The 26894-nt window shown below is 57.5% G+C and carries 22 protein-coding genes; 13 read left to right on the top strand and 9 right to left on the bottom strand.

All coding sequences use genetic code 11. The features are described 5' to 3' along the window. Positions 1 to 104 precede the first annotated feature (104 nt). Together kduD and araE are read left to right on the top strand one after the other, a co-directional pair. Positions 105 to 866 (top strand): 2-dehydro-3-deoxy-D-gluconate 5-dehydrogenase KduD, encoded by a 762-nt coding sequence (gene kduD / locus GO007_RS09645; protein ID WP_095098946.1) that lies wholly within the window; start codon positions 105 to 107, stop codon positions 864 to 866. A gap of 308 nt (positions 867 to 1174) precedes the next feature. After that, entirely contained in the window at positions 1175 to 2593 is a 1419-nt protein-coding gene (gene araE / locus GO007_RS09640) for an arabinose-proton symporter AraE (protein WP_095098944.1), read from the top strand. Here the strand turns inward: araE and GO007_RS09635 are convergent, their stop codons facing one another. After that, positions 2594 to 3589: a LacI family DNA-binding transcriptional regulator gene (locus GO007_RS09635; RefSeq protein WP_095098941.1), complete on the bottom strand. Its 996-nt coding sequence runs from the start codon at positions 3587 to 3589 to the stop codon at positions 2594 to 2596. 243 nt (positions 3590 to 3832) lie between these two features. Between GO007_RS09635 and GO007_RS09630 the strand changes: the two genes are divergently transcribed. The 3 genes from GO007_RS09630 to GO007_RS09620 all read left to right on the top strand — a co-directional run bounded on the left by GO007_RS09630 (position 3833) and on the right by GO007_RS09620 (position 7998). Further along, complete coding sequence (locus GO007_RS09630) at positions 3833 to 5074, top strand: MFS transporter (RefSeq protein ID WP_095098938.1); 1242 nt, start codon at positions 3833 to 3835, stop codon at positions 5072 to 5074. An 18-nt stretch (positions 5075 to 5092) separates the two neighbouring features. Further along, on the top strand, positions 5093 to 6526 hold the full coding sequence (locus GO007_RS09625; protein WP_095098936.1) for a glycoside hydrolase family 32 protein: 1434 nt from the start codon (positions 5093 to 5095) through the stop codon (positions 6524 to 6526). 128 nt (positions 6527 to 6654) lie between these two features. After that, the gene (locus tag GO007_RS09620; protein WP_095098932.1) at positions 6655 to 7998 is read left to right on the top strand and encodes a carbohydrate porin; all 1344 of its coding nucleotides are present in this window, start codon (positions 6655 to 6657) and stop codon (positions 7996 to 7998) included. A gap of 119 nt (positions 7999 to 8117) precedes the next feature. On the opposite strand, the gene GO007_RS09615 is transcribed toward GO007_RS09620, so the two are convergent. The 5 genes from GO007_RS09615 to GO007_RS09595 form a co-directional block, all read right to left on the bottom strand. After that, positions 8118 to 9404 carry an ABC transporter substrate-binding protein gene (locus GO007_RS09615; protein ID WP_041147054.1) on the bottom strand — a complete coding sequence of 429 codons (1287 nt, stop codon included), beginning with the start codon at positions 9402 to 9404 and terminating at the stop codon, positions 8118 to 8120. A gap of 16 nt (positions 9405 to 9420) precedes the next feature. Beyond that, positions 9421 to 10548, bottom strand: coding sequence for an ABC transporter ATP-binding protein (locus GO007_RS09610; protein ID WP_095098928.1), 1128 nt, complete (start codon positions 10546 to 10548; stop codon positions 9421 to 9423). A gap of 12 nt (positions 10549 to 10560) precedes the next feature. Beyond that, a complete protein-coding gene (locus GO007_RS09605; RefSeq protein ID WP_045857405.1) occupies positions 10561 to 11463 on the bottom strand; it encodes a carbohydrate ABC transporter permease in 903 nt (300 codons plus the stop codon). Beyond that, positions 11456 to 12346: a carbohydrate ABC transporter permease gene (locus GO007_RS09600; protein WP_041147051.1), complete on the bottom strand. Its 891-nt coding sequence runs from the start codon at positions 12344 to 12346 to the stop codon at positions 11456 to 11458. Before GO007_RS09600 ends, GO007_RS09605 begins: the two co-directional genes overlap by 8 nt. Positions 12347 to 12864: 518 nt before the next feature. Further along, the gene (locus GO007_RS09595) at positions 12865 to 13191 is read right to left on the bottom strand and encodes a cupin domain-containing protein (RefSeq protein WP_095098925.1); all 327 of its coding nucleotides are present in this window, start codon (positions 13189 to 13191) and stop codon (positions 12865 to 12867) included. 139 nt (positions 13192 to 13330) lie between these two features. On the opposite strand from GO007_RS09595, the gene GO007_RS09590 reads away from it, so the two are divergent. After that, positions 13331 to 14023 carry an aspartate/glutamate racemase gene (locus GO007_RS09590; protein WP_095098922.1) on the top strand — a complete coding sequence of 231 codons (693 nt, stop codon included), beginning with the start codon at positions 13331 to 13333 and terminating at the stop codon, positions 14021 to 14023. On the opposite strand, the gene GO007_RS09585 is transcribed toward GO007_RS09590, so the two are convergent. Beyond that, positions 14010 to 14936, bottom strand: a complete 927-nt coding sequence (locus GO007_RS09585; protein WP_095098919.1) for a LysR family transcriptional regulator — start codon at positions 14934 to 14936, stop codon at positions 14010 to 14012. The genes GO007_RS09590 and GO007_RS09585 overlap by 14 nt on opposite strands. A gap of 134 nt (positions 14937 to 15070) precedes the next feature. On the opposite strand from GO007_RS09585, the gene lysA reads away from it, so the two are divergent. Continuing rightward, the gene (gene lysA / locus GO007_RS09580) at positions 15071 to 16333 is read left to right on the top strand and encodes a diaminopimelate decarboxylase (protein ID WP_095098916.1); all 1263 of its coding nucleotides are present in this window, start codon (positions 15071 to 15073) and stop codon (positions 16331 to 16333) included. Here the strand turns inward: lysA and GO007_RS09575 are convergent. Beyond that, positions 16303 to 17331: a LacI family DNA-binding transcriptional regulator gene (locus GO007_RS09575; RefSeq protein WP_189339854.1), complete on the bottom strand. Its 1029-nt coding sequence runs from the start codon at positions 17329 to 17331 to the stop codon at positions 16303 to 16305. The genes lysA and GO007_RS09575 overlap by 31 nt on opposite strands. A gap of 312 nt (positions 17332 to 17643) precedes the next feature. On the opposite strand from GO007_RS09575, the gene GO007_RS09570 reads away from it, so the two are divergent. The 4 genes from GO007_RS09570 to GO007_RS09555 all read left to right on the top strand — a co-directional run bounded on the left by GO007_RS09570 (position 17644) and on the right by GO007_RS09555 (position 21733). Further along, positions 17644 to 18981 carry a PTS sugar transporter subunit IIC gene (locus GO007_RS09570; protein WP_095098910.1) on the top strand — a complete coding sequence of 446 codons (1338 nt, stop codon included), beginning with the start codon at positions 17644 to 17646 and terminating at the stop codon, positions 18979 to 18981. A 7-nt stretch (positions 18982 to 18988) separates the two neighbouring features. After that, positions 18989 to 20416, top strand: coding sequence for a glycoside hydrolase family 1 protein (locus tag GO007_RS09565; protein ID WP_095100074.1), 1428 nt, complete (start codon positions 18989 to 18991; stop codon positions 20414 to 20416). A gap of 67 nt (positions 20417 to 20483) precedes the next feature. Continuing rightward, positions 20484 to 21257, top strand: coding sequence for a GntR family transcriptional regulator (locus tag GO007_RS09560; RefSeq protein WP_041147044.1), 774 nt, complete (start codon positions 20484 to 20486; stop codon positions 21255 to 21257). Beyond that, the gene (locus tag GO007_RS09555) at positions 21254 to 21733 is read left to right on the top strand and encodes a GNAT family N-acetyltransferase (protein WP_095098907.1); all 480 of its coding nucleotides are present in this window, start codon (positions 21254 to 21256) and stop codon (positions 21731 to 21733) included. Before GO007_RS09560 ends, GO007_RS09555 begins: the two co-directional genes overlap by 4 nt. Here GO007_RS09555 and galR read toward each other — a convergent pair. Continuing rightward, the gene (galR, locus tag GO007_RS09550) at positions 21694 to 22710 is read right to left on the bottom strand and encodes an HTH-type transcriptional regulator GalR (protein ID WP_095098903.1); all 1017 of its coding nucleotides are present in this window, start codon (positions 22708 to 22710) and stop codon (positions 21694 to 21696) included. The two genes, GO007_RS09555 and galR, sit on opposite strands and share 40 nt — an antisense overlap. Before the next feature lie 781 nt (positions 22711 to 23491). Between galR and aas the strand changes: the two genes are divergently transcribed. Both aas and lplT read left to right on the top strand, forming a co-directional pair. Further along, positions 23492 to 25651: a bifunctional acyl-ACP--phospholipid O-acyltransferase/long-chain-fatty-acid--ACP ligase gene (gene aas / locus GO007_RS09545; RefSeq protein WP_095098897.1), complete on the top strand. Its 2160-nt coding sequence runs from the start codon at positions 23492 to 23494 to the stop codon at positions 25649 to 25651. Continuing rightward, entirely contained in the window at positions 25644 to 26837 is a 1194-nt protein-coding gene (gene lplT, locus GO007_RS09540; protein WP_095098894.1) for a lysophospholipid transporter LplT, read from the top strand. Before aas ends, lplT begins: the two co-directional genes overlap by 8 nt. Positions 26838 to 26894: the final 57 nt, after the last annotated feature.

Genomic DNA, 26894 nt, shown 5'->3' with positions numbered 1-26894 from the left:
CCCAGAGAGTTCTTCTTACCATAATGGCCAGCGCAAGCAGCCGGTCGAACCGATAGAACCTCGCCTGTGTAGTACGGGCTATCTGAAAGATAAAGGAACCAGGTATGATACTCGATACATTCTCTCTCCAGGGTAAAGTGGCCGTTGTGACCGGATGTGACACCGGGCTGGGCCAGGGCATGGCGGTAGGGCTGGCGGAAGCGGGCTGCGATATTGTCGGTATCAATATTGTTGAGCCAACGGAAACGATTGAGCGCGTTACCGCGCTGGGCCGTCGTTTTCTCAGCCTGACCGCCGATCTGCGCCAGATTGAGGGGATCCCGCAGCTGCTGGAGCGCGCCGTCGCTGAATTTGACCATATCGATATTCTGGTCAACAACGCCGGCTTGATTCGCCGTCAGGATGCCCTCGAGTTCAGCGAAAAGGACTGGGATGACGTGATGGATCTGAACATCAAGAGCGTGTTCTTTATGTCTCAGGCGGCGGCGAAGCATTTCATTGCCCAGGGCAACGGCGGCAAAATCATCAACATCGCTTCCATGCTCTCTTTCCAGGGCGGCATTCGCGTTCCCTCCTACACCGCCTCGAAAAGCGGCGTGATGGGCGTGACCCGGCTGCTGGCGAACGAGTGGGCGAAGCACAATATCAACGTTAACGCGATCGCGCCGGGCTACATGGCGACGAATAATACCCAGCAGCTGCGCGCCGACGAGCAGCGCAGTGCCGAAATCCTTGAGCGCATTCCGGCGGGCCGCTGGGGTTTGCCGGGCGATTTGATGGGGCCGGTGGTGTTCCTCTCTTCCAGCGCGTCTGATTACATCAATGGCTATACCGTCGCGGTTGATGGCGGCTGGCTGGCGCGCTAATTTTTCCCGCTGTGCCGTACAAAAACCTGCCGCAGACGGCAGGTTTTTTTATGTGTGAACATTAATCGTCCATATCGATAAACTAAAAAAATCCATATTAATTAGTTATAGAGTGACAATGAATCGCATGGATATTAAGAATTTTTATGTTGATGAGAAATCGTCTCGCCTTTATGAAAGTTGAATGTCCATCACAAAACGATTGATGGTAGCTATTTAGTCCATATCTTTGGCATCTCCACCCTGACACATTGCCCCGCCGATCCCGTACTTTCTGATCACGTCTTACTATGTTCTGGCAGGGAAAAATGACCTCAATTAATAATGACTCTACGTTAATGCCGCGTACGCAGCGCGATACCCGGCGCATGAACCAGTTTGTCTCCATTGCCGCTGCGGTGGCCGGGCTCCTTTTTGGCCTCGATATTGGGGTAATTGCCGGGGCATTGCCCTTTATTACCGATCATTTTGCCTTATCCAGCCGCCTGCAGGAGTGGGTGGTGAGCAGCATGATGCTGGGCGCCGCTATCGGCGCGTTGTTCAACGGCTGGCTCTCTTTCCGCCTCGGGCGTAAATACAGTTTAATGGTCGGGGCGATACTGTTTGTTGCCGGCTCCATCGGCTCCGCCTTTGCCGGCAACGTGGAGGTCCTTCTGCTGGCGAGGGTTCTCCTTGGCGTTGCCGTCGGGATCGCCTCCTACACCGCGCCGCTTTATCTCTCTGAAATGGCCAGTGAAAATGTCCGCGGTAAGATGATAAGCATGTACCAGCTGATGGTGACGCTGGGTATCGTGATGGCGTTTTTATCCGATACGGCATTTAGCTACAGCGGCAACTGGCGCGCCATGCTGGGGGTGCTGGCGCTGCCTGCGGTCCTGCTGATTATTCTGGTCGTGTTCCTGCCCAACAGCCCGCGCTGGCTGGCGGAGAAGGGGCGGCACGTCGAGGCGGAAGAGGTGCTGCGCATGCTGCGCGATACCTCGGAAAAAGCCCGGGACGAGCTCAATGAAATTCGCGAAAGCCTGAAGCTCAAGCAGGGCGGCTGGGCGCTGTTTAAGATCAACCGCAACGTCCGTCGGGCGGTGTTCCTCGGTATGCTGCTGCAGGCGATGCAGCAATTCACCGGGATGAATATCATCATGTACTACGCGCCGCGTATTTTTAAAATGGCGGGTTTCACCACCACCGAGCAGCAGATGATGGCGACCCTCGTCGTCGGCCTGACCTTTATGTTTGCCACCTTTATTGCGGTGTTTACCGTGGATAAAGCCGGGCGTAAACCGGCGCTGAAAATCGGCTTTAGCGTGATGGCGCTGGGCACGCTGGTGCTCGGCTACTGCCTGATGCAGTTTGATAACGGCACCGCCTCAAGCGGCCTGTCCTGGCTTTCCGTCGGCATGACCATGATGTGTATTGCCGGCTACGCGATGAGCGCCGCCCCGGTGGTGTGGATCCTGTGCTCGGAAATTCAGCCGCTGAAATGCCGCGACTTCGGCATCACCTGTTCCACCACCACCAACTGGGTGTCGAATATGATTATCGGCGCGACCTTCCTGACGCTGCTCGACGCGATCGGCGCCGCCGGCACCTTCTGGCTGTATACCGTGCTGAACGTCGCCTTTATCGGGGTGACCTTCTGGCTGATCCCGGAAACCAAAAACGTCACCCTTGAGCACATCGAGCGCAATCTGATGTCCGGTAAGAAACTGCGCGATATTGGCAACTGATTACAGCGAGTCCCTCGGAAGCCAGGGGCTGGCAACCCGCACCGTATCCCGATGGCTGTCGCCGTTAATAATATGCAGGGCGCTCAGGCGCCCTATTTCATAATGCGGAAGCTGCACCGTTGAGAGCGGCGGTAAAAACAGATCGCCAATGCCGACCATATTATCGTAACCCACCACCGCCACGTCCTGCGGGATGCGCAGGCCCTGCGCCAGCAGCGTCTGATAAACCATAAAAGCGATACGATCGTTACCGCAAATCACCGCATCGAACTGCGGCTTACCCGCGCGGATATTTGCCAGCAGCATCGCCGGAATATCGCGGTAGTGCTCATCGCCATACTCCATGTAGCAGTGTTCGAGCGTATGCGGATCGAGATCCGCTTCCCGGCAGGCGCGCTCCAGCCCCTGACGTCGGCGCACGGTCGCCAGATGTTTAGCCGGCAGATGCAGGCACAGCGGACGGCGATAGCCCGCCGCCAGCAGGGCCTGCACCGCCGTATACTGACCCTGCTCATCGTCCGGGATATAGCTGGCCACCGGGTCGTGCAGGCTTTCGCAGTTGGCCAGCACGCAGGGGATTGTCAGCAGCTTGGCCGGGAGCGGCACCTGGCGCAGCCCCATCGTGGTGTAGATAATCCCGTCCGGCCGGTGGGAGAGCAGCAGATCGACGATGGTTTCCGGGCTATCGTCGGAAAACATATTGACCACGAAGCTGTTCCAGCCGTGCGCCCGCGCGGTTTCTTCGATTGAGAGCGTAATTTCCACCGAGAAGGGGGTGGTGACGGTATCCAGCGCCAGTACCCCGATGGTGTTTGGCGTCGCGTGGGCGCCGCGTATTTTCTTGGCGGAGAGATCGGGGACGTAGTTGGTTTGTTCAATGGCGGACTGGACGCGAGCCAGAGTCTCCGGCTTCAGGCGTTCCGGGCTGTTCAGCGCGCGGGAAACCGTCATCAGAGAGACATTTGCCAGTTTTGCCACATCTTTCAAGGATGCCATATTTACTACTCCAACGTTGCCGCCAGGCAACAGGCTATACAACTAAGTCGCTGATGTAAAAGGATCATGCGATATTCTATCGCAGGTTGTGCGGCCGCGCTGACGAGGAATATTTGATCGCGATCGCATCTCTGTTATGTTAACGTTAACTTATGTGATTAACATCATGTATCTCAGCGAAAGGGCATGAGTTTTGGGTTTTGTTAACGTTACCATTGACGCATTACTCCAACAGAGAACGTCATGATGAAAGCACATCACTCTCACAGCTATCCGATACTCAGCGCCTTACTGTTTTTCTTTTTCGTAACCTGGTCTTCGTCCGGCTCTTTGCTCTCTATCTGGCTCCATCAGGAGGTCGGCCTGAAGGCGGGGGATACCGGCATTATCTATGCGGTTCTCTCCGTCTCAGCGCTGTTTGCCCAAATTTGCTACGGCTTTATTCAGGATAAGCTCGGCCTGCGTAAAAACCTGCTCTGGTATATCACCGCGCTGCTGATCCTTTCCGGGCCGGCCTATCTGCTGTTTGGCTACCTGCTGGGCATTAACATTTTTCTCGGCAGTATTTTTGGCGGGATCTACATCGGCCTGACCTTCAACGGCGGGATCGGCGTACTGGAGTCCTACACCGAGCGCGTGGCGCGCCAGAGCCAGTTTGAGTTCGGCAAAGCGCGGATGTGGGGTTCGCTGGGCTGGGCGGTGGCGACCTTTTTTGCCGGCCTGCTTTTTAACATCAACCCGAAGCTGAACTTTGCGGTCGCCAGCTGTTCCGGCCTGGTGTTCTTTATACTGCTGGCGCGGCTGCGGGTCTCCTCTGCGTCGCAGGCGATGGAGGAAGCGGTGGCGGGCGGCAAGGTGACGCTGGAAGACGCGCTGCGTCTGCTAACCCTGCGCCGCTTCTGGGCGCTGGTGTTTTTCGTCGTTGGCACCTGTATTTACGGCGTCTACGACCAGCAGTTCCCGGTCTATTTCTCCTCGCAGTTCGCCACGCTGCAGGAAGGCAACGCCATGTACGGCTATCTGAACTCATTCCAGGTGTTTCTTGAGGCGGCGGGGATGTTCTGCGCGCCCTGGCTGGTTAACCGCATTGGCGCGAAAAATGGCCTGATTTTCGCCGGCATGGTGATGGCGCTGCGGATGGTGGCCTCCGGGCTGGTGGAGGGGCCGCTGCTAATCTCCATAACCAAGCTGCTGCATGCGGTCGAGCTGCCGGTTCTGCTGGTATCTATCTTTAAATACAACAGCTTAAACTTTGATAAACGCCTCTCATCGACGCTGTATCTGGTGGGCTTTGCCTGCACCAGCTCGGTTATTGCTACCGTGCTGTCGCCGCTGGCGGGCTATAGCTACGAGATATACGGCTTTGCCCGGTCCTATTTGATTATGGGCCTGCTGGTGTTCTTCACCACCTTTATCTCCATCTTCTTGCTGCGATCGGCTAAGTCGCCTTCGGACCCGCTGATGCCGCAACCCTCCGTTATTTGAATGAAAAGAGTGAAGACTATGACGTACTCAATTAGCAACGCCGAACAGGAACTGCAGGCTAAAAGCGACGCGCTGAACCTGCGCTGGTACCCGCGCTACCATCTTGCCGCCCGCGCGGGCTGGATCAACGATCCTAACGGCCTGGTGTGGTTTGACGGCTGGTACCACGCCTTTTACCAGCATCATCCCTACTCAACGCAGTGGGGGCCGATGCACTGGGGCCATGCGCGCAGTAAAGATTTGGTGCATTGGGAGCATCTGCCGGTGGCGCTGGCGCCGGAAGGCCCGGAGGATAAAGACGGCTGTTTCTCTGGCTCCGCGGTGGTCGACGGCGATACGCTGGCGCTGATTTATACCGGGCATAAATTCCACGGCGATCCGAGCGACGAGGCCAACCTTTATCAGGTGCAGTGCCTGGCGACCAGCCGCGACGGCATCCACTTTGAGCGGCAGGGGATCGTCCTCGATACCCCGCCAGGGCTGCACCATTTCCGCGATCCTAAGGTGTGGCGCGAGGGCGATAGCTGGTACATGATTGTCGGCGCGCGCCTCGGCGATGTCGGCCAGGTGCGCCTGTACCGTTCGGCCGATCTGCGCCAGTGGCAGGACGCGGGCGTGCTTGATGAGGCGGAAAAAGAGATGGGCTATATGTGGGAGTGCCCTGACTTTTTTGCCCTCAACGACAGGCGCGTGCTGATGTTTTCTCCGCAGGGCATGGCGGCGCAGGGCTATCAGAATCGGAACCTGTTCCAAAGCGGCTATATGCTCGGCGACTGGCAGCCCGGCGGCGCCTTTGTGCGCGAAGGCGAGTTTGTTGAGATGGACAGCGGGCATGATTTTTATGCGCCGCAGAGCTTCCTGGCTCCGGATGGTCGCCGGATCGTTATCGGCTGGCTGGATATGTGGGAATCGCCGCTGCCGGAACAGCAGGACGGCTGGGCGGGGATGCTCTCGCTGCCGCGCGAGCTGAGCCTGAGCGCGGACAACCGGCTGCAGATGCGCCCGGCTAAGGAGGTCGAAAGCCTGCGCGGGGCATGGTTCCCGTGGCCGGTGAGCACCTTGAAAAACCAGCAGACCATGCTGGTGGAAAACTGTGAGGCGATGGAGGTCATCCTGCACTGGGATAGCGCCAGTTGCAGCGCTGAGCAGTATGGCCTCAGCTTCGGCGACGGCCTGCGGGTCTACGTTGATGCGCAGATGCAGCGCCTGGTACTGGAACGCCATTATCCGCAGCATGGCCTGTGCGGCGTGCGCAGCGTTCCGTTAACCGCCGGGGCGCCGCTCAGGCTACGGGTATTCTTCGACAGCTCTTCCGTGGAGGTCTTCGTTAATGATGGTGAAGCCTGCCTCAGCAGCCGTATTTATCCGGATGGCGCGCGTCGTGAATTAACATTATTTGCCTGGAGCGGATCGGCCAGCTTATCTGAGGCCGGCGCCTGGCAGCTCGAATAATATAATTACTGTTTATTCTGTCGTTAATAACCCGTCTTCGACGATGGGCGGGTTATTATTGTCATCATCGTCGTGCTTTACCCATAACTAAAAAACTTTATTTTATTAAATAATAAAAGGGTTTACCGATGAATAAAATCTGGGTCGGCTGCATGCTGACGTCTTTATTTACCCCTCTGACCTATGCCGGGCCGTCGTTATCTCTTGAGGAACGGCTGGCGCAAATGGAGCAGCGGCTGCAGGAGACCGAACAGCGGGCGACCAGCGCCGAGGCGGAGATTCGTGCGCTAAAACGTCAGGAGAAGCCAGCCGCGGCGGTCAGCGCCGCGGCGGCTAAACCCACGCTGCAGCTCAATGATTATGGCGAATTAAAATTTTATGGCGACGTTGAGTTTAATATGGACGGCGCCAGCCGCAGCGGTAGCCTGACCTCGGTGAGAACCAGCGCGAATAAAAGCTGGGCGCCGGGAAAAAAAGAACGCTGGGATATTAACGGGCGTATTCTTCTCGGCTTTGATGGCCAGCGGAAAGGGGCTGATGGCAAGTATGCAGGCTTCAGCGTGCAGCCGCTGGCGGATATTAATGGCAAGATGAATCTGGACGATGCGGCCTTTTTCTTTGGTCAGCAGGATGACTGGAAAATTAAAATTGGCCGCTTCGAAGCCTATGATATGTTCCCGCTTAATCAGGATACCTTTATTGAATATTCCGGCAATACGGCGAACGATCTTTACAGCGACGGCTACGGCTATATTTACATGATGAAAGAGGGGCGCGGTCGCAGCAGCAGCGGCGGCAACTTCCTGCTGAGTAAAACCCTCGATAGCTGGTACTTTGAAGTGAATACGCTGGTGGAAGACGGCAGCACGCTTTTTGTCGATCGCAACTATCACGGCAACGCGCTGGATAACCAGAAAAACGTCGTCTACGTGCGCCCGGTGGTGGCGTGGCAGTCCGGCGCGTGGTCGGCGGCGGCGGCGCTGGAGAGCAACCTCGTCAATAACGCCTACGGCTATCAGGACCCGCGCGGCCGCTGGGTCGATCAGTCGAGCCGTACCGGCTACGGCATGACCATGAGCTGGAACACGCTGAAAACCGATGCCCGGGATGGCGCGGTGGTGAATCTGAGTACCGCCTATCTTGATGCCACGGATGAGCAGGACTTCAGCGCCGGTATCAACGCGTTATGGCATCGCGTGGAGCTGGGTTACATCTATGCGCATAACAAAATCGACCAGTTTAATCTGGCGGGGGTCAGCGCAGAATGCGACAACGATTGTGCCGTGCTCGCCCCGGGGCGTTATGACATCCACACGCTGCATGCCTCATGGCTGCTGCCGAATATCATGGATATGACGAATTTTAATATTTACCTCGGCGCCTACGCTTCGTGGCTGGATTCGTCGGCGGAGAAAAGCACGGGCCCGGACGAACGCTACGGCGCGCGCGTGCGCTTCAAATATCTCTTCTGAGGGTAAAGCAGGTCGCCCGGTCGCAAAGCCCGGCGGGATGATTTTGCCTTTCGTGACGGGCGCCGTGCGAAAAAATCCCCCGCAGCCTGAGCCGCGGGGGAGGTTCGGGGGACGCGTAATTAGCGCATGGCGCGCTTGAGAATGCGGTCTGACTGACGCTGGAAGTCCGCCGCCGTCTCTTCTACGGATTTCTGCCCGTAATCGATGTACTGCAGGGAGGTGCCGAACTGGGCTACGATCTGCGGGTCGTCGAAGTAGGGCGACACGGAGAGTTTCGCCGGCAGGGACTGCGCCAGCTTCAGCCCGGAAACCGCCGGATCGTCGGCCTTGATCGTGCCGTCTTCGGTCAGGTACTGCACCGCCACTTTACTCAGCGGCACGCCGCGCTCGAGTCCTAAGGTATCGACCCCGGCTTTGCTGTTCAGCAGGAAGTTAATGACCTTTGCCGCCGCTTCCGGGTTTTTCGTTGATTTACCGATCGAGAGCATCTGCGCGGGTTTAAAGAACAAACCGGCGTCGGTGGCTCCTGGCAGCATTGGGTATTCACCCAGCTCCAGCTTCGCCGGCGGCTTCAGGTTGTCGGAGTATTTATTGATGGTGGAGTTCCACATGTAGGTTCCCGCCCACTCGCCCTGAATCCACGGCTTCATCTCGTACATATTGCTTTTGCCGAAGGAGGCGTAGTATTTGGTATCCGGCATAACGTGGCTGTCGATAAGCTTTTTATACATCTGGAAAAACTCTACCCACTGCTCTTTGCTGTAGGAGAATTTTTTGGTTTTATCGTCGATAGCCGGCTGGTTGTACTTCTGAATCATATAGGAGTTCAGCAGCGCCAGGGTGTCCTGGTGCTCCAGCACCACCGGGTAGTACTGCTTGCCTAGCTTGCTTTCAAAGGCTTTTCCCGCCGCCATCAGCTCGTCCCAGGTTTTGGGATAGGCGACGCCGGCTTTTTTCCAGGTTTCGTCGTTAAAGTAGAACACGCGGGCGGTCACGGAAATGGGAATGCCGTTGAGCTTGCCGTTCACGGTGGTGGACTGCAGTTCCTTCGCGTCAAACTGGCTGAGATCGATGACGTCCTTCATCTTATTCAGATCGTAAAAGCCGTCGCCGTTTTTCGAGAAAATAGGCAGCCAGTTCCAGTTGGTCTGCATCACGTCAGGCTCGGTGCCGCCAGCGATTTGCGTGGTCAGGCGCGAGAGGTGGCCGTCCCAGCCGGTGTATTCCGCTTTGACGTTAATATCCGGATTCTGCTTATGAAATTCTTCCAGCGCTTTCAGGGTCACCTGATGGCGGCCGTTGCCGCCCCACCAGGACATGCGCAGGTCGACATCCTGTGCCAGAGAAGGTAGCGCGGTCAGGCCCAGAGTGGCGGAGATTGCGGCGCTTAAGAGCACTTTTTTCATTTTAATACTCCAGTGATTACAGAGAGATGTTCTGTTCGGTCGCCGCATCAAAGAGGTGGCATTTGTTGAGATCGAACCGGTAATAGACCTTACGATGCAGACCTTTTTCGATCATCGGCCTGGCTTCGTCGGAAGGGACGCGGGCGGTCAGCTCATAATCGGCGACCTTCATATAGACGAAGAACTCGTGGCCCATATTTTCCACGCGAACCATCTCGCCGGAGCCGCAGCCTTCGGCGAACGGCTGGTCCGCAATGGAGACAAACTCCGGGCGCACGCCGTAGAACAGCGTCTGGTCCTTGTAGCCTTCGGCTTTGCTCTGCAGCACATCGTTGAGGGGCAGCAGTTCGTCACCGATGTGCATATGCAGGCGGCCGTCGCGCTCAACCAGCTTGCAGGGACGGATGTTCATCTCCGGCGCGCCGATAAAGCCCGCGACAAACATATTTTTTGGCTTGTGGTACAGATTGTCCGGGGTATCAACCTGCATGATGTGGCCCAGCTTCATCACGCAGATGCGGTCGCCCATGGTCATGGCTTCGGTCTGATCGTGGGTGACGTAGACGGTGGTCGCCGGTTTGCCGGACTTCTTCAGCTGCTTGTGCAGATCGGAGATACGAATACGCATTGAGGCGCGCAGCTTGGCGTCGAGGTTAGAGAGCGGCTCATCGAACAGGAACACGTCCGGCTTTTTAACAATCGCCCGGCCAACCGCCACGCGCTGGGCCTGGCCGCCGGAAAGCTGGCGCGGCAGACGGTCGAGCAGCTCTTCCAGCTCGAGGATTTTTGCCGCTTCGTTAACCTGGCTTTCAATCTGATCCTTTGGCAGCTTGCTCAGCTTGAGGCCAAAAGCGAGGTTTTCACGCACCGTCATATGCGGATAGAGCGCGTAGTTCTGGAACACCATCGCAATCCCGCGCGCTTTTGGCGCGAGGTTGTTAACGATTTTCTCCCCGATACGCACTTCGCCGCCGCTGATGGTTTCCAGGCCTGCCAGCATGCGCAGGGTGGTGGATTTGGCGCAGCCGGATGGCCCGACGATCACCATAAACTCCCCGTCAGCGATTTTCAGGTCGATAGCATGTACCGCTTTGAAGCCGTTGGAGTAGACCTTTTCCAGTTTTTTGAAAATAACTTCAGCCATGATATTTCCCTCTTAACCTTTAATTCCGCTGCTGGTTACGCCCTGTACGAAGTAGCGTTGAGCCAGGAAGAATACGATGATGGATGGCAGAATGGAGATGCTCGCCATTGCCAGAATTTCGTTCCACGGAGCGCCTTCCGTGACGTCGATGGACATTTTCAGCGCCAGCGCGATCGGATACTTATCGACGCTATAGACGTAAATCAGCGGACCAATAAAGTCGTTCATTGACCACATAAACTGGAACAGCGCGACCGAGATAATCGCCGGTTTTAAAATCGGCACCACCACGTACCACAGCACCTGGAAGGAGTTGCAGCCGTCAATTTGCGCCGCCTCTTCCATATCGCGCGGCACGCCGCGCAGGAACTGAATCAGCATGAAGACGAAGAATCCCTGGGTGGCGAAGGCCAGCGGCAGGTACAGCGGCAGATAGCTGTTCAGCATGCCCATTTCGCGGAACATCAGGTACTGCGGGATAAGCAGCACGGTGCTCGGCAGCAGCATGGTGGTGATGAGGGTGGCGAACCAAAATTTCTTCCACGGGATCTCGAAGCGGGCAAAGCCGTACGCCACGATGGTGGAGGAGATAATGGTCAGGATCACTTTCGGGATGACGTACTTGAAGGTATTCAGCATGTAGTGGCCGAAGTTGTATTCAGTCCCGGTCTTCCAGCCGTTGATAAACCCGTCCCAGGTCGCGTGAGCGGGCCACAGGCTCAAGGTGGTGAAGATCTCGTGGTTCGGTTTGAACGACGCCGAGAACATCCACACCAGCGGGTAGAGCATCAGCAGGCCAACGAACAGCAGGATCACATAGCGGATGCTGGCGTTCATTTTTTCACGCCGCAGCGTTCTGGCAACCTCGCGCTCGGCGATGTCCCGGGCCGCGGAAATTTGTTGGATATCAGCCATTTTTGCCTCCCTTATCGGCGGAGTAGAACACCCAATATTTCGAAGACTTAAAGGCGATAGCGGCAAATACCGCGACGACCAGGAACAGCACCCATGCCAGCGCCGCGCCGTAGCCCATATCGAAGTACTTAAAGGCGGTGTCGTAGATATAGAGTGAGAACAGATAGGTGGAGTAGGTTGGGCCGCCGCCGGTTATCACGTACGGTCCGGTAAACTCCTGGAATGCCTGGGTGGTTTGCATAATGAAGTTGAAGAAAATCACCGGCGTAATCAGCGGCACCGTCACCTTCATAAACATCTGCCACTTCGAGGCGCCGTCGATCATCGCCGCTTCGTATTGCGATTGCGGAACGTTCTGCAGCGCCGCGAGGAAGATAACCATCGCCGAACCGAACTGCCAGACGCGCAGCAGGGTCACCGACATCAGCGCCAGCGACGGCTCGCCGAGCCAGTTGACCGGGTCGAAGCCCAGCACGCCGATAAAACTGTTCAGCAGGCCGTCGATAGCGAACAGCGCGCGCCACAGCACGGCGATGGCGACGGAGCTGCCGAGGATCGAAGGAATGTAATAAGCGGTACGGAAAAAACCGATGCCGCGCAGCTTAAAGTTCAGAACAAACGCGATGCCCAGCGCAAAGGCCAGCTTCAGCGGAATGGTTAAAAAGACATAGGCGAAGGTGACGCCCATAGACTTCCAGAAGAGAGAATCTTCGGTCAGCATGTAGCGATAGTTTTCAATGCCGTTAAATACCGGCGGACTCATCAAATCGTACTCAGTGAAACTGAGGAAGAAAGATGAAACAAAGGGAAAGGCGGTAAAGATTATCAGCCCGATGATATAGGGCGATATCCATGCCAATCCCAGCAGCTTGTTTTCATTCATACATACCTACCTGGCTTACGAGTTTGTAAAACGGATTCGGTTTATACCCGGCGTACTTCAAGCTGCGTGCGTCATCCGCGCAGAAATCAGCCGGAAAAGTTGATCTGTTGCTGGTGTCTGTGCTGGCGCTTCCTTCCCTGTTGGACCCTGTTTTTGTCATGGTTTGTCACCCGCAGCTCCCTGCTGAGCGTGCACCGGTTCGGCTTTGCTATGCCCGGCGCCTTTAATTTTATAAAACGCCGTTTTAAATTTATTTTATTGCGATTTATTACAGAGTCATTCGATTCATAACGGAAATGTGATCGAAGTCGAAACGATGTTTCAAAAAATGAGATGGCGGGCGTTTTGTCCGGACCATAAGGGCTGGTGAGCGATGCCGGGAAGGTGAAGCTGCGCAGGTTTGCGATGTTTTATTGCCCGACTAATGATTGTGTTTGCACATATTTTTTAACAAATAATATTGCGGAGGAGGGATTGCTCGGGCGGGGGAGGGGCATGCCGGACATGCCCAGGGAAGATTAGCTTTGCAGAAAATCCTGACGCACGGGCGTAAAGGTATCCAGCAGGGTTCCCGCCTTCAGGCACACGCAGCCGTGCATAATATTTGGCCGCTTGTAGAGCGTGTCGCCGGCGCTAACCACATGTTTCTCATCACCAATAGTGAATTCGAACTCGCCTGAAAGCACGTAGGTCAGCTGTTCGTGAGGGTGGTTATGCATAGGCCCGATGGCGCCGGCGTCAAAGTTAACCTCAACCGCCATCATTTTGCCATCGTGCGCCAGAATACGCCGGGTCACGCCATTGCCCAGATCGTCGAGGGTGGTCTCTTTATGAAAAATAAACATCCGCTGGTCCTGTGGTTAAGTGAAACAATGTTTCATTTAATTTATCCCACAATTTTCTAAAAAGAAACGATCGACGGGAGAAGTGGAAAGTTGATCACAAGTTTGTTTCACTGGGGGGTAACCATAAAAGGAGCGAATAATGAAAACGATTGGCCTGTTGGGGGGAATGAGCTGGGAATCCACCATTCCTTATTACCGCCTGATCAATGAGGGTATCAAAGCGCGTTTGGGCGGGCTGCACTCCGCCAGGCTGTTGTTACATAGCGTTGATTTCCATGAGATTGAAGCCTGTCAGGCCGCCGGTGAATGGGAACGTGCCGGCGATATGCTGGCGCAGGCGGCGCTGGGCCTGCAGCAGGCGGGCGCCGAAGGCATCGTGCTCTGTACTAACACGATGCATAAAGTGGCCGATGCCGTTGAAGCGCGCTGCGGCGTGCCGTTTCTGCACATCGCCGATGCGACCGGGCGGGCGATTGAGAAAAAGGGCATGCGCAACGTCGCCCTGCTGGGGACGCGCTATACCATGGAACAAGAATTCTATCGCGGCCGCCTGCAGCAGCAGTTTGCTATCGAGACGCTGGTTCCGTCCGCTGACGATCGCCAGCGGATCAACCAGATTATCTTTGATGAACTCTGTCTCGGCACCTTTAGCGAGGCTTCGCGCGACTATTACCTGCAGGTTATCGAGGCGCTGGCGGCGCAGGGGGCGGAAGGCGTTATCTTCGGCTGCACCGAGATTGGCCTGCTGGTGCCCGTAGAAAGCAGCCCGCTGCCGGTATTTGATACCGCGGCCATTCACGCCGCGGATGCGGTGGAGTTTATGCTTTCTTAAGCACCGTATCGAGCGGGCGCTGGATCTGCGCCAGGCTGTGCTGCAAGTGGTGAATAAAGGCGTCGACCAGCGCCGATCCGGGGCGGTGCAGCGGGCGGATCATGCTGACGGTAAACGGCACATCGATGCTGAAGCGGCGCACCGCGACGCCGCTTTCGGCATAATCGAGGGCGGTGAGCGGATTAACCACCGAGATGCCGACGCCCGCGCGCACCATCGCGCAAATCGACGCGGCGCTGTGCGTTTCGACCACCATCCGCCGCTTGACCTGATGTTCAAGGAACAGGGCGTCAAGCAGCTGGCGATAGCTGTCGGTCCGCGACAGGCTGATGTAGTTTTCAGCGTGGAAATCGGCGGGGGTCAGAACCTGCTTCGCGGCGAGCGGATGGCCCTGCGGCAGGACGCAGACTTCATTCAGCGTCAGCAGCGGCGTGCGTTCGGTTCCGGCGGGCGTATGCAGGGTTTCGGTCAGGCCAAGATCGTGGCGCTGGGCGGAGAGCCACTCCTCCAGCAGAGGCGACTCCTGGGGGACGATTTGCAGGCTGACCTCCGGATAGCGCGCCAGAAACGGCTGCAGCAGCAGCGGTAAAAAGGACTGGGAAAATACCGGCAGGCACACCACCGACAGCTCGCCCTGGCGAAACTCGCGCAGGCTTTCCGCCGCGCTGACGATCCTGTCCAGCCCGTACCACGACCGCTGCACCTCTTCAAACAGCCGCAGCCCCTGGACCGTGGGCTGCAAGCGGCCGCGAGCGCGCTCAAAAAGCTTCAGTCCCAGCACCTTTTCAAAGCGCGCCAGCTCCCGGCTGACCGTCGGCTGCGAAGTATGCAGCATGCGGGCGGCCTCGGTCAGATTACCGGTGGTCATCACCGCGTGGAAGATTTCGATATGACGCAAATTGACGGCGGGCATGGCGGCTCTCGGGTGGCATCAGGTGTCCATATCATTTTTGCATAGACTCACGATAAAACGATATTTTTTATTCCCTTCAGGCTATGGCGTAATCATAAAAAACACGCACAACGCAGACAACGCCGGAGTTCACCATGCCACGCTCGCTTTACGCCACCGATACCGACCTGACCGCAGATAACCTGTTGCGCCTGCCCGCCGAGTTTGGCTGCCCGGTATGGGTCTACGACGCGCAGATTATTCGCCGCCAGATTGCCCAGCTCAGCAAGTTTGACGTGGTGCGCTTTGCGCAGAAGGCGTGTTCGAATATTCATATCCTGCGCCTGATGCGCGAGCAGGGCGTGAAGGTGGATTCCGTCTCCCTCGGGGAGATTGAGCGCGCGCTGGCGGCGGGCTACGATCCGCAGCAGCATCCGGAAGATATTGTCTTTACCGCCGATCTGATCGACGACGCAACGCTGGAGCGGGTGAAGGAGCTGCAGATCCCGGTGAACGCCGGGTCGGTGGATATGCTGAGCCAGCTGGGGGAAGTTTCGCCGGGCCATCGCGTATGGCTGCGGGTCAATCCGGGATTCGGTCACGGCCACAGCCAGAAAACCAATACCGGCGGTGAAAACAGCAAGCACGGTATCTGGTATAGCCATCTGCCGGCGGCGCTGGAAGTGATGCGCCGCTATCAGCTGCAGCTGGTGGGTATTCACATGCACATTGGCTCAGGGGTGGATTATGCTCACCTGGAGCAGGTGTGCGGCGCGATGGTGCGTCAGGTGATCGAGTTTGGTCAGGATCTGCAGGCGATCTCCGCCGGCGGCGGACTGTCGATCCCTTATCACGAGGACGAAGAGGCGATCGATACCGATCACTATTACGGCCTGTGGAACGCCGCCCGCGAGCAGGTGGCGAAGCATCTGGGGCATCCGGTGAAGCTGGAGATCGAACCGGGTCGTTTCCTGGTGGCGGAATCCGGCGTTCTGGTCTCCCAGGTTCGCAGCGTGAAGGAGATGGGCAGCCGTCACTTTGTGCTGATTGACGCCGGCTTTAACGATTTGATGCGTCCGTCGATGTACGGCAGCTACCATCATATCAGCGCCCTGGCGGCGGACGGTCGCGACCTCAGCGCGGCGCCGATGATTGAAACCGTGGTCGCCGGGCCGCTGTGCGAATCCGGTGACGTCTTCACGCAGCAGGAAGGGGGGAAAGTGGAAACGCGCCTGCTGCCTGACGTGGCGCCGGGCGACTATCTGGTGCTGCACGATACCGGCGCCTACGGCGCGTCTATGTCCTCGAACTACAACAGCCGCCCGCTGCTGCCGGAAGTGCTGTTCGATAACGGCAGCGCGCGGCTGATTCGCCGCCGCCAGACCATTCAGGAGCTGCTGGTCTTAGAGCAAGTCTGATCTAAAAAGGGACCCGTCGTTACCGACTCGCGCAGCACCAGCGTGCCGGTAAACGGCGGGATCGTTTCGATCGGCTGATGGTTGGCAAGCTTGATCGCCTGGTCGATGGCGGTGGTGATCATATTATCGATGGGCAGATAGACCGTCGACAGGCCCGGCTCCAGCCATTTTGCGCTGGGGGCGTCATCAAAACCAAATAGCGAAACGTCCTGCGGGATCCGCAGCCCGGCCTGATGCAGCGCTTTTGAGGCGCCGAGCGCCATATCATCGTTACAGGAAAAAAGCGCGCTGAACGGCGTTTTTTCCTCCAGCAGCTCCCGGCACAGCTCGTAGCCGCGGGTCATCGTTGAATCGCCGTATTTAACTTTCTCCGGGTCCCACGCAATACCATTTTTCTTCAGCGCCTTACGGTAACCCTGCAGGCGGGCTTTGCCCGTTGGCGTGTGCATGGGGACGGTCAGGCAGGCGATCTCGCGATGGCCCTGAGTAATCAGATAATTAACCGCTTGGAATGCGGCATCCTCCTGCTCGAAGAACACGCAGCGCTCGCGCGCAAGGCTGACGTCGCGGTTAATCACCACCAGCGGCATATCGACGGAGTCGATCAGCGACATGATCTTCTTTTCGCTCATATGGCGGGTATAGAGGATGATGGCGTCGCACTGGCGATCGGCAAGCATCTGCACCGCTTCTTCTTCGCGCTCCGGCGCATCGTGGCCGTCGGTGACAATCAGCTGCTTGCCCCAGGCTTCCGTCTGGCGCGAAGCCTGCTGCAGCAGACGGCCAAAGTAGAAGCCGTCGAAGGTGGACACCACCAGTCCGATGCTGTTGCTCGTGCGGTTGGCCAGCGAACGGGCGAGAAAGTTCGGCCGATACCCCAGCTCCTCCATCGCTTTGAATACCTGTTGGCGGGTACTCTCTTTTACCTGACCTGTGCCGTTCAACACGCGGGAAACCGTCGCTTTAGAGACGCCTGCGCGAATTGAGACATCCAGCATTGTAGCCATTCATCGATTCCTGATATCACGTGGTGTTTTGCAGTTTATCACAGACATTCAGGGGGATATGACCTCTACGCCGTGCAAAAAACTATCGGGATCACGCTTTTTGCAGGAACTGCGCCGCGGTGAAAGCGATGCCGTCAATGTGGTATGCCAATATTTAATTTTATAAAAATTTGGAATACCAAATAGCGCATTGAGATCTTAATCACAGAAGTTTTTACCACCTCTCACTATTTTTTGGTATGCCAAAAGGTGTTCGGCTGTACACCTGGCGCGCAAGAAGCCCTTAAACCTGAGGTATCCTTTATGGCATTGCAGGAAAAATTGATCGACTCACTGGGGAGTTTCGCCACGAAATTCAACAGCTACCGCTACATCATGGCGATAAAATCCGCCTTTATTACCCTGATGCCGGTGATCATCGTTGGCGCCTTTTCGGTGCTGATCTCAAACATGGTGCTGGACCCGAAAAACGGACTCGCCAGCTTTCAGTCGCTATCGTTTCTCGCCGCGCTCAAGCCGATTACCAGCGCTATCAACTATGCGACCCTCAACTTCCTTAATATCGGCGCGGTGTTTCTGATCGGCATCGAGCTGGGGCGCATTAACGGTATCAAGAGCCTGTTCCCCGGCCTGCTGGCGGTGATTTGCTTTATCTGCGTCACCCCAACCACCGTCGAGATGATGGTTGACGGGCAGCTGCACGTGGTCAAAGACGTGCTGCTGCGCCAGTTTTCAGATACCCGCAGCCTGTTCCTCGGCATGTTTATCGCCATTTTGTCGGTAGAGATTTACTGCTGGCTGGAGACGCGCAAGGGCCTGAAGATAAAGATGCCGGATACCGTGCCGCCGAACGTGGCGGCGTCGTTTTCGGCGCTGATCCCGGCGATTATTACCACCACCGCCATCGCCACCTTTGGCTTTATTTTCCATCAGCTAACCGGCATGTATCTGTATGACGCGGTCTACCTGGTGGTGCAGCAGCCGCTGGAGCGCGTGGTGCAAAGCCTGCCGGGGATCCTGCTGCTGATGTTCGTCGCCCAGCTGTTCTGGGTTATCGGTATTCACGGCAATCAGATGATCAAACCGATCCGCGAGCCGCTGCTGCTGGGCGCGATTACCGTCAATATGAGCGCCTTTGAGCAGGGAAAAGAGGTGCCGAACATCATCACCATGCCGTTCTGGGACGTCTATATGAGCATCGGCGGCTCGGGGCTGACCATTGGCCTGCTGATTGCGGTAATGATCGCCAGCAAGCGCAAGGAGATGAAAGAGATCGCTAAGCTATCGATTGGCCCGGGGCTGTTCAATATTAACGAACCGGTGATTTTCGGTATGCCGATCATGCTCAATCCGATCCTCGCGATCCCCTTTATCATCACGCCGCTGGTGACCGGCAGCATCGGCTACTTCGCGACGGTGGCCGGGTTTGCCGGAAAAGCGGTGGTGATGGTGCCCTGGACCACGCCGCCGCTGATTAACGCCTGGCTCTCTACCGCCGGTTCGATGGGGGCGGTGGTGACCCAGCTGGTTTGTATCATCGCCGCGGTACTGATTTACCTGCCGTTTGTGAAGATTGCCTCCCGCCGTCTGGAAACCGCGCAGCGGCAGGCGGAAAACTCACAGATCGCCAACAACGCCTGAGGATATGATGAGTACAAAAAGGATTGCGATTCCCGACGATTTTATCCTTGGCGCGGCGGCCTCCGCCTGGCAGACCGAGGGCTGGAGCGGCAAGAAAGAGGGGCAGGACTCCTGGCCCGATCTCTGGTACAAACGCGACCGCCACGTCTGGCATAACGGCTACGGCCCGGCGGTGGCCACCGATTTTATCAACCGCTTTCGCGAGGACGTCCAGCTGATGAAGCTGGCGGGCCTGACCCACTACCGCACCTCAATCAACTGGTCGCGCTTTCTGACCGATTATGAAAAAGTCACGGTTGATGAGGAGTATGCGGCCTACTATGACCAGCTGTTCGACGAGCTGCTGGCTAACGGCATCGAGCCGATGATCTGCCTTGAACACTACGAGCTGCCGGGCTACCTGCTGGAGCAGTACGGCGGCTGGGCGGCAAAAAAGGTCGTCGAGCTGTTCGTCCGCTACGCGGAGAAGGTGTTTGCCCGCTATCACCAGAAGGTCACGCGCTGGTTTACCTTCAATGAACCGATTGTCGTGCAAACCCGCGTCTACCTTGACGCGCTGCGCTGGCCCTACGAGCAAAATACCGGGACCTGGATGCAGTGGAACCACCACAAGGTGCTGGCGACGGCGAAGGTGGTCAGGCTGTTTCGCGACAAGGGCTATCGCGGAACGGTAGGCTGCATTCTCAATCCGGAAGTGACCTACCCGCGCTCAGCGGCGGCTCACGACGTGCGCGCCGCCGAAGTTTACGATCTGTTCTATAACCGCATCTTCCTCGACCCGCTGGTCCACGGCGAATACCCGCCAGCGCTATTTGCGCTGCTGGCGCAGCACGACGTCGCCTGGGACTACAGCGCCGAAGAGCTGGCGATTATCCGCGACAATACCGTGGATGAGCTGGGCATTAACCTCTACTACCCGCACCGGGTCAAGGCGCCGTCGCGCGCCTGGCACCCGCAGACGCCGTTCCATCCGGCCTGGTATTACGAACCCTTCGAGCTGCCCGGGCGGCGAATGAACGCCTCCCGCGGCTGGGAAATCTATCCGCGTATCGTTTTTGATATGGCGATGCGGATTAAAAATGATTACCGCAATATTCCGTGGTTTATCGCCGAAAGCGGCATGGGCGTTGAAAACGAAGGGCAGTTTCGCGACGGCGAAGGCATGATTGTCGATGAGTACCGCATTCGCTTTATCAGCGAGCATCTCTGGCAAACGCTGCTCGCGCGGGAGGCGGGAGCCAACTGTCACGGCTACATGCTGTGGGCGTTTACCGACAACGTGTCGCCGATGAACGCGTTTAAAAATCGCTACGGGCTGATTGAAATCGATCTGCAGAACGACCGGGCGCGGCGGCCGAAGGCTTCCGCCAGCTGGTTTCGCACGCTGCGCGAAAGCCGCGAGCTGACGCTGGATATCGACGATGAGTTGCGCTAGCCCGGCGTAAATTTTGCTAAGATAGCGCCGATATGGATTCACTCGCAGACAAGGCACAGGTGATATTGTGGAGAAGGCTATCATTCCGCCGGAAAAGAAACCCTACCAGGAAATTGGCGATGATTTACGCGCCCAGATTGCGCAGGGGCGTTACCCCATCGGGTCGCGACTGCCGCCGGAACGCAATATCGCTGAAACCTACGGCGTCAGCCGCACCATCGTCCGCGAAGCCCTGCTGATGCTGGAGCTGCAGGGCACGGTCGATATTCGCCAGGGCTCGGGAGTTTACGTGATGCGTATCCCCCACGAGGATGATAGCGAGGAAGAGCAGATGCTGAGCAGCGACGTCGGTCCGTTTGAAATTCTGCAGGCCCGCCAGCTGCTGGAGAGCAATATTGCCGCCTTTGCGGCAAAAATGGCGACGCGTGCCGATATCGACAACCTTAAGCGCATCATCGAGCAGGAGCAGCGGGCGATTGCCGGCAACGACGCCTCCCAGGATAACGCGCGGATGTTTCACCTGGTGCTGGCCGGGGCGACGCAAAACCAGATGCTGCTGGCAACGGTTGAACGTATCTGGCTGCAGATGGACAGCAGCCCGCTCTGGCAGCAGTTTAACGCGCATATCGCCAGCCGCGCCTATCGCCTGAAGTGGCTCGGTGAACGGCAGGCGATTCTCGCCGCGCTGCGCCGTCGCGACGTGATGGGCGCCTGGCAGGCGATGTGGCAGCACCTGGAAAATGTTAAAAACAGCCTGCTGGAGCTGTCGGACGAAGACGCGCCGGATTTTGACGGCTACCTGTTTGAGTCGGTACCGATCTTTCAGGGAAAGCCGGTATGACCATTCTGCCCCTGTACGCCGCGCCGCAGCACGCGCCGCAGGTAGCGGAGTGGCTGTGGCAGGCCTTTGGCGGCGAGACGCTGCCGCGGGCGTTTTTTGCCAGCATCGTCGCCCACAGCCAGACGCCGGGGGCGCTGCCGCTGACCTTTATTGCCGTTGAGGGCGAGCTTCTGCTGGGAACGGTGGGGCTCTGGCGCTGCGATCTGATCAGCCGCCAGGACCTGTTTCCGTGGATGGCGGCGCTGTACGTTGCCGAAGAGGCGCGCGGGCAGGGGCTGGCGGGGAAACTGCAGCAGCATGTTATTGATTATGCCCGCCGGAGCGGCTATCCGCAGCTGCATCTCTACTCCGCCTGCCGGGATTTTTATGAGCGCTTCGGCTGGCGCTATATCGGCGAAGGCCTCGATTATCCGGCCACCGCCGTGCACCTCTACCGCTACGACCTGTCGCTCTCTAATGGGGCGATCACCGAGTGACGGCGAACCAGCGTCGGGCTGAACAGGTGGGTGATTTCCGGCGGCGGGAGCCTGTCCGCCAGCGCTAGCGCCAGTTCGGCCGCCTGGGTCGCCATGGTGACAATCGGGTAGCGCACCGTGGTCAGACGCGGGCGAACGTAGCGGGATATCAAAACATCATCAAAGCCAATCAGCGAAATCTCGCGCGGTACGTCGATGCCGTTATCGTTCAGCACCCCCATCGCGCCTGCGGCCATCGAGTCGTTGTAGCAGGCGACGGCGGTGAAATTCCTGCCGCGTCCCAGCAGTTCGGTCATCGCCTGTTCGCCGCCGCTTTCATCCGGCTCGGCAAACGTCACCAGCCGATCGTTAATGGCAATGCCGCTCTCTTTGAGCGCGTCGTAGTAGCCCTGCAGACGATCTTCGGCATCCGAAATCGCATGGTTGGAGCACAGATAGCCGATGCGGGTATGGCCCTGCTGGATCAGATGCCGGGTCGCCAGCCACGCGCCGTAGCGGTCGTCCAGGGCCACGCAGCGCTGCTCAAAGCCGGACAATATGCGGTTGATAAGCACCATGCCGGGAATTTGCTTCATCAACCCGGCAAGCTCGTCATCGGGGATCATTTTAGCGTGCACCACCAGCGCCGCGCAGCGGTGGCGGATAAGCTGTTCAATCGCCTGGCGCTCTTTTTGGATGCTGTGGTAGCCGTTGCCAATCAGCAAAAAGTTGCCGGTATTGTAGGCGACCTGCTCGACGGCTTTGACCATGGCGCCGAAAAAGGGGTCGGATACGTCGCCCACCACCAGGCCTACGGTTTCCGTTGACTGCTGCGCCAGCGCTCGGGCGTTGGCGTTCGGGTGGTAATTCAGCGTTTCCATCGCCGCGGTGACCGACTGACGGGAAACCTCGCTGGCTTTCGGGGAGTTGTTGATCACGCGGGATACGGTAGCGACGGACACTCCAGCGAGTCGGGCTACATCCTTAATTGTCGCCATACCAGACCTTTTATAGGGTAAGCGTTTACATTGAGGTTATGTTACGGGAAAGCTCGGCAGATTCAAGGATAAGGGCTAACGGGTTAACGCAAATGTGATGCAGGTTTGCCTTGCTGATGACAAAGTTACACACAGCCGGCGCGGTGAATGAAACGGCGAGCGGTAAATTCACACCTTTGGTTACACTTTGCGATTAGCTGTTGCGAATGTTCGCTGGTTTCTCTGTTCACTGCATTGATATTCTTGTTATCCCAGAGGTATTGATAGGTGGAGTCGACTTCACGTTGACCACTCTAATTACACCAGCCTGCGCAGATGCGCAGGTTTTTTTTGCCCGTCGTAACGCCCCGTGCCGTTCACCCGCAGCGGAAATCATCAGGATGCGCGCACCAACCCTGAACGGAACCTTCCTCCGAACACAGAGAAAGAAAACGTCCTCACCCAAACCAGCCTGAACACAAAAAAACCGCCAAAATCCTCGCACCGTTTTTTCCTGCTATCCGCCGCTGTTACAGTTAGCGAAAATGGTAATAACTGGTTGCACTTAGGCTTATTCCCTTGCGTTTTAACGCTGGTGTCTCGGGGCTAAAAAACCTGACAATCAGGGTCCCAGAGGTATTGATAGGTGAGTTTGTTAAGTACGCATTTCGTACTGATTATCTTGCACCGGCCTGCGCAGATGCGCAGGTTTTTTTTATCCTGAAAATTCTCCCCCACACTGCTTTCAAGCGCCTTCTCGTGTAACCTGCAATGACTTAATAACCGGTCAAATGGAGTTGTTATGCTTTTGGCATTTTTCAGGCTGCTGTTCAAAGGAATGTACCGGGTCAGGCTGACCGGTGACACGCAGGCTCTGCAAGGCAAAAAGGTCCTGATTACCCCGAACCACGTCTCTTTCCTTGACGGGGTCCTGCTGGCGCTGTTTCTACCCGTTCGCCCGGTCTTTGCGGTGTACTCTTCCATCAGCCAGCGCTGGTTTATGCGCGCGCTGTCGCCGATTATCGACTTTGTCCCGCTTGACCCGACAAAACCGATGTCGATTAAACACCTCGTGCGCCTGATTGAGCAGGGGCGGCCGGTGGTTATCTTCCCGGAGGGACGCATCTCGGTGAGCGGATCGCTCATGAAAATCTATGATGGGGCCGCGTTCGTTGCCGCGAAGTCGCAGGCCACCATTATTCCGCTGCGTATCGAAGGCGCCGAGCTGACCCCGTTCAGCCGCCTGAAAGGGCTGGTCAGACGCCGCCTGTTCCCGCGTATCCGGCTGCACCTGCTGCCGCCAACGCATCTGCCGATGCCGGAAGCGCCGCGGGCCCGCGATCGCCGCAAAATTGCCGGCGAAATGCTGCATCAGATAATGATGGAAGCGCGGATGGCGGTACGTCCGCGGGAAACGCTGTATGAATCTCTGCTGGCGGCGCAGGACCGTTTCGGCGCGCGGAAAAACTGCGTGGAAGATATTAACTTCCAGCCGGATACCTATCGCAAGCTGTTGACCAAAACGCTGTTTGTCGCACGTATTCTGGAAAAATACAGCGCTCAGGGCGAAAAAATCGGCCTGATGCTGCCGAACGCCGGGATCAGCGCGGCGGTGATTTTTGGCGCGATTGCGCGCGGGCGTATTCCGGCGATGATGAACTATACCGCCGGGGTAAAAGGCCTGAGCAGCGCGATTACCGCCGCTGAAATCAAAACCGTGTTCACCTCCCGCACCTTCCTCGATAAGGGCAAGCTCTGGCACCTGCCGGAGCAGCTGACCCAGGTGCGCTGGGTATTTCTGGAGGATTTAAAAGGCGAGGTGACCAGCGCCGATAAGCTGTGGATCTTCAGCCATCTGCTGATGCCGAAGCTGGCGCAGGTCAGGCAGCAGCCGGAAGATGCGGCAATCATTCTCTTCACCTCCGGTTCGGAAGGCCACCCCAAAGGCGTGGTGCATAGCCACAAGAGCATTCTTGCCAACGTCGAGCAGATTAAAACCATCGCCGATTTTACCGCCAACGACCGCTTTATGTCGGCGCTGCCGCTGTTCCACTCCTTTGGCCTGACGGTTGGCCTGTTCACGCCGCTGTTTACCGGAGCGGAAGTGTTTCTCTATCCCAGCCCGCTGCACTACCGCGTGGTGCCGGAGCTGGTATATGACCGCAACTGTACGGTGCTGTTCGGCACCTCAACTTTCCTCGGGAACTATGCCCGCTTCGCCAATCCCTACGATTTTTATCGTCTGCGCTACGTGGTGGCCGGGGCGGAAAAACTTCAGGACAGCACTAAACAGCTGTGGCAGGACAAGTTTGGCCTGCGCATCCTCGAAGGTTATGGCGTAACCGAGTGCGCGCCGGTGGTGTCGATTAACGTCCCGATGGCGGCGAAGGTGGGCACCGTTGGCCGGATACTGCCGGGAATGGACGCGCGGCTGCTGGCGATGCCGGGCATTGAACAGGGCGGTCGCCTGCAGCTTAAAGGGCCGAACATTATGAACGGCTATCTGCGGGTGGAAAATCCGGGCGTGCTGGAAGCGCCGGAGGCGGAAAACCAGCATGGCGAAATGGAGAGCGGCTGGTATGACACCGGGGATATCGTCGTCTTCGACGAGCAGGGATATGTTCGTATTCAGGGGCGAGCGAAGCGCTTTGCTAAAATTGCCGGTGAGATGGTGTCGCTGGAGATGGTCGAGCAGATGGCGCTGGCGGTCTCTCCTGACAGGATGCACGGTACGGCCATCAGGCAGGATGCCAGCAAAGGCGAGGCCTTAGTGCTCTTCACCACCGATAATGAACTGAATCGTGAAAAGCTGCTGCGCTACGCTCGTGAACACGGCGTGCCGGAGCTGGCGGTTCCGCGCGACATTCGCTGGCTGAAGCAGCTCCCGGTTCTGGGCAGCGGCAAGCCGGACTTTGTCACCCTTAAAAGTATGGTTGAAGAGACGGAACATTCTGATGAGTGAGTCAGTACACACTAACAATTCGCTGTACTCGAAGGGGATGGTGGCGGTTATCTGCGCCCAGTTTTTGTCGGCATTTGGCGATAACGCGCTGCTGTTTGCGACCCTCGCGCTGATGAAGCAGCAGTTCTACCCTGACTGGAGCCAGCCGGTGATGCAGATGCTGTTTGTGGGCGCTTACATTCTCTTTGCGCCGTTTGTCGGGCAGTTTGCCGACAGCTTCGCCAAGGGACGGGTGATGATGGTCGCCAACGGCATGAAGCTGGTTGGCGCCGGCTGTATCTGCTTCGGCGTGAACCCGTTTCTCGGCTACACCCTGGTCGGCATCGGCGCGGCCGCCTATTCCCCGGCGAAATACGGCATCCTGGGCGAGCTGACCACCGGCGATAAGCTGGTGAAAGCCAATGGCCTGATGGAGTCCTCGACCATCGCGGCGATTCTGCTGGGCTCGATGGCGGGCGGCATCCTTGCGGACTGGCACGTTCTGGCGGCGCTGGCCCTCTGCGCGCTGGTTTACGGCGCAGCGGTGGTGGCGAACCTGTGGATCCCGAAACTGCCCGCGGCCCGTCCGGGACAATCATGGCGCTTTACGCCGATGACCCACAGCTTCTTCAGCGCCTGCAAAACGCTGTGGCGCAACGGGGAGACCCGCTTTTCGCTGGTGGGAACCAGCCTGTTCTGGGGGGCCGGCGTAACGCTGCGCTTCCTGCTGGTGCTGTGGGTACCCGTGGCGCTTGGGATCGCCAGCAACGCCATGCCCACCTACCTTAATGCGATGGTCGCGGTGGGGATTGTGCTGGGTGCGGGTGCGGCGGCGAAGCTGGTGACGCTGCAGACGGTCTCCCGCTGCATGCCTGCCGGGATTCTGATTGGTATCGCGGTGATCTTTTTTACCCTTCAGCATGCGCTTCTGCCGGCGTTTGGCCTGCTGCTGCTGCTCGGCGTGTTCGGCGGCTTCTTTATCGTGCCGCTTAACGCGCTGCTGCAGGAGCGCGGCAGGCATACCGTCGGCGCGGGCAACGCGATAGCGGTACAAAACCTCGGCGAAAACGTCGCCATGCTGCTGATGCTGGGGCTCTATTCGCTGGCGGTCAAGGCGGGTATTCCGGTCGTTGGCGTCGGGGTTGGTTTTGGTGCGGTGTTCGCGCTGGCCATCGCCGCCCTGTGGCTCTGGGGACGGCGGCGCTAGAACGTCTTGCGCTTACCGGGCTACGACGGTGCGGCTGCCGTAGCCCGGATAAGCCGT

This window comes from Klebsiella sp. 10-1, from assembly GCF_009758445.1.
Lineage (GTDB): Bacteria > Pseudomonadota > Gammaproteobacteria > Enterobacterales > Enterobacteriaceae > Klebsiella > Klebsiella scottii.
Note: the sequence above shows the minus strand (reverse complement) of the source record. Positions and strands in the feature narration are given on the sequence as shown.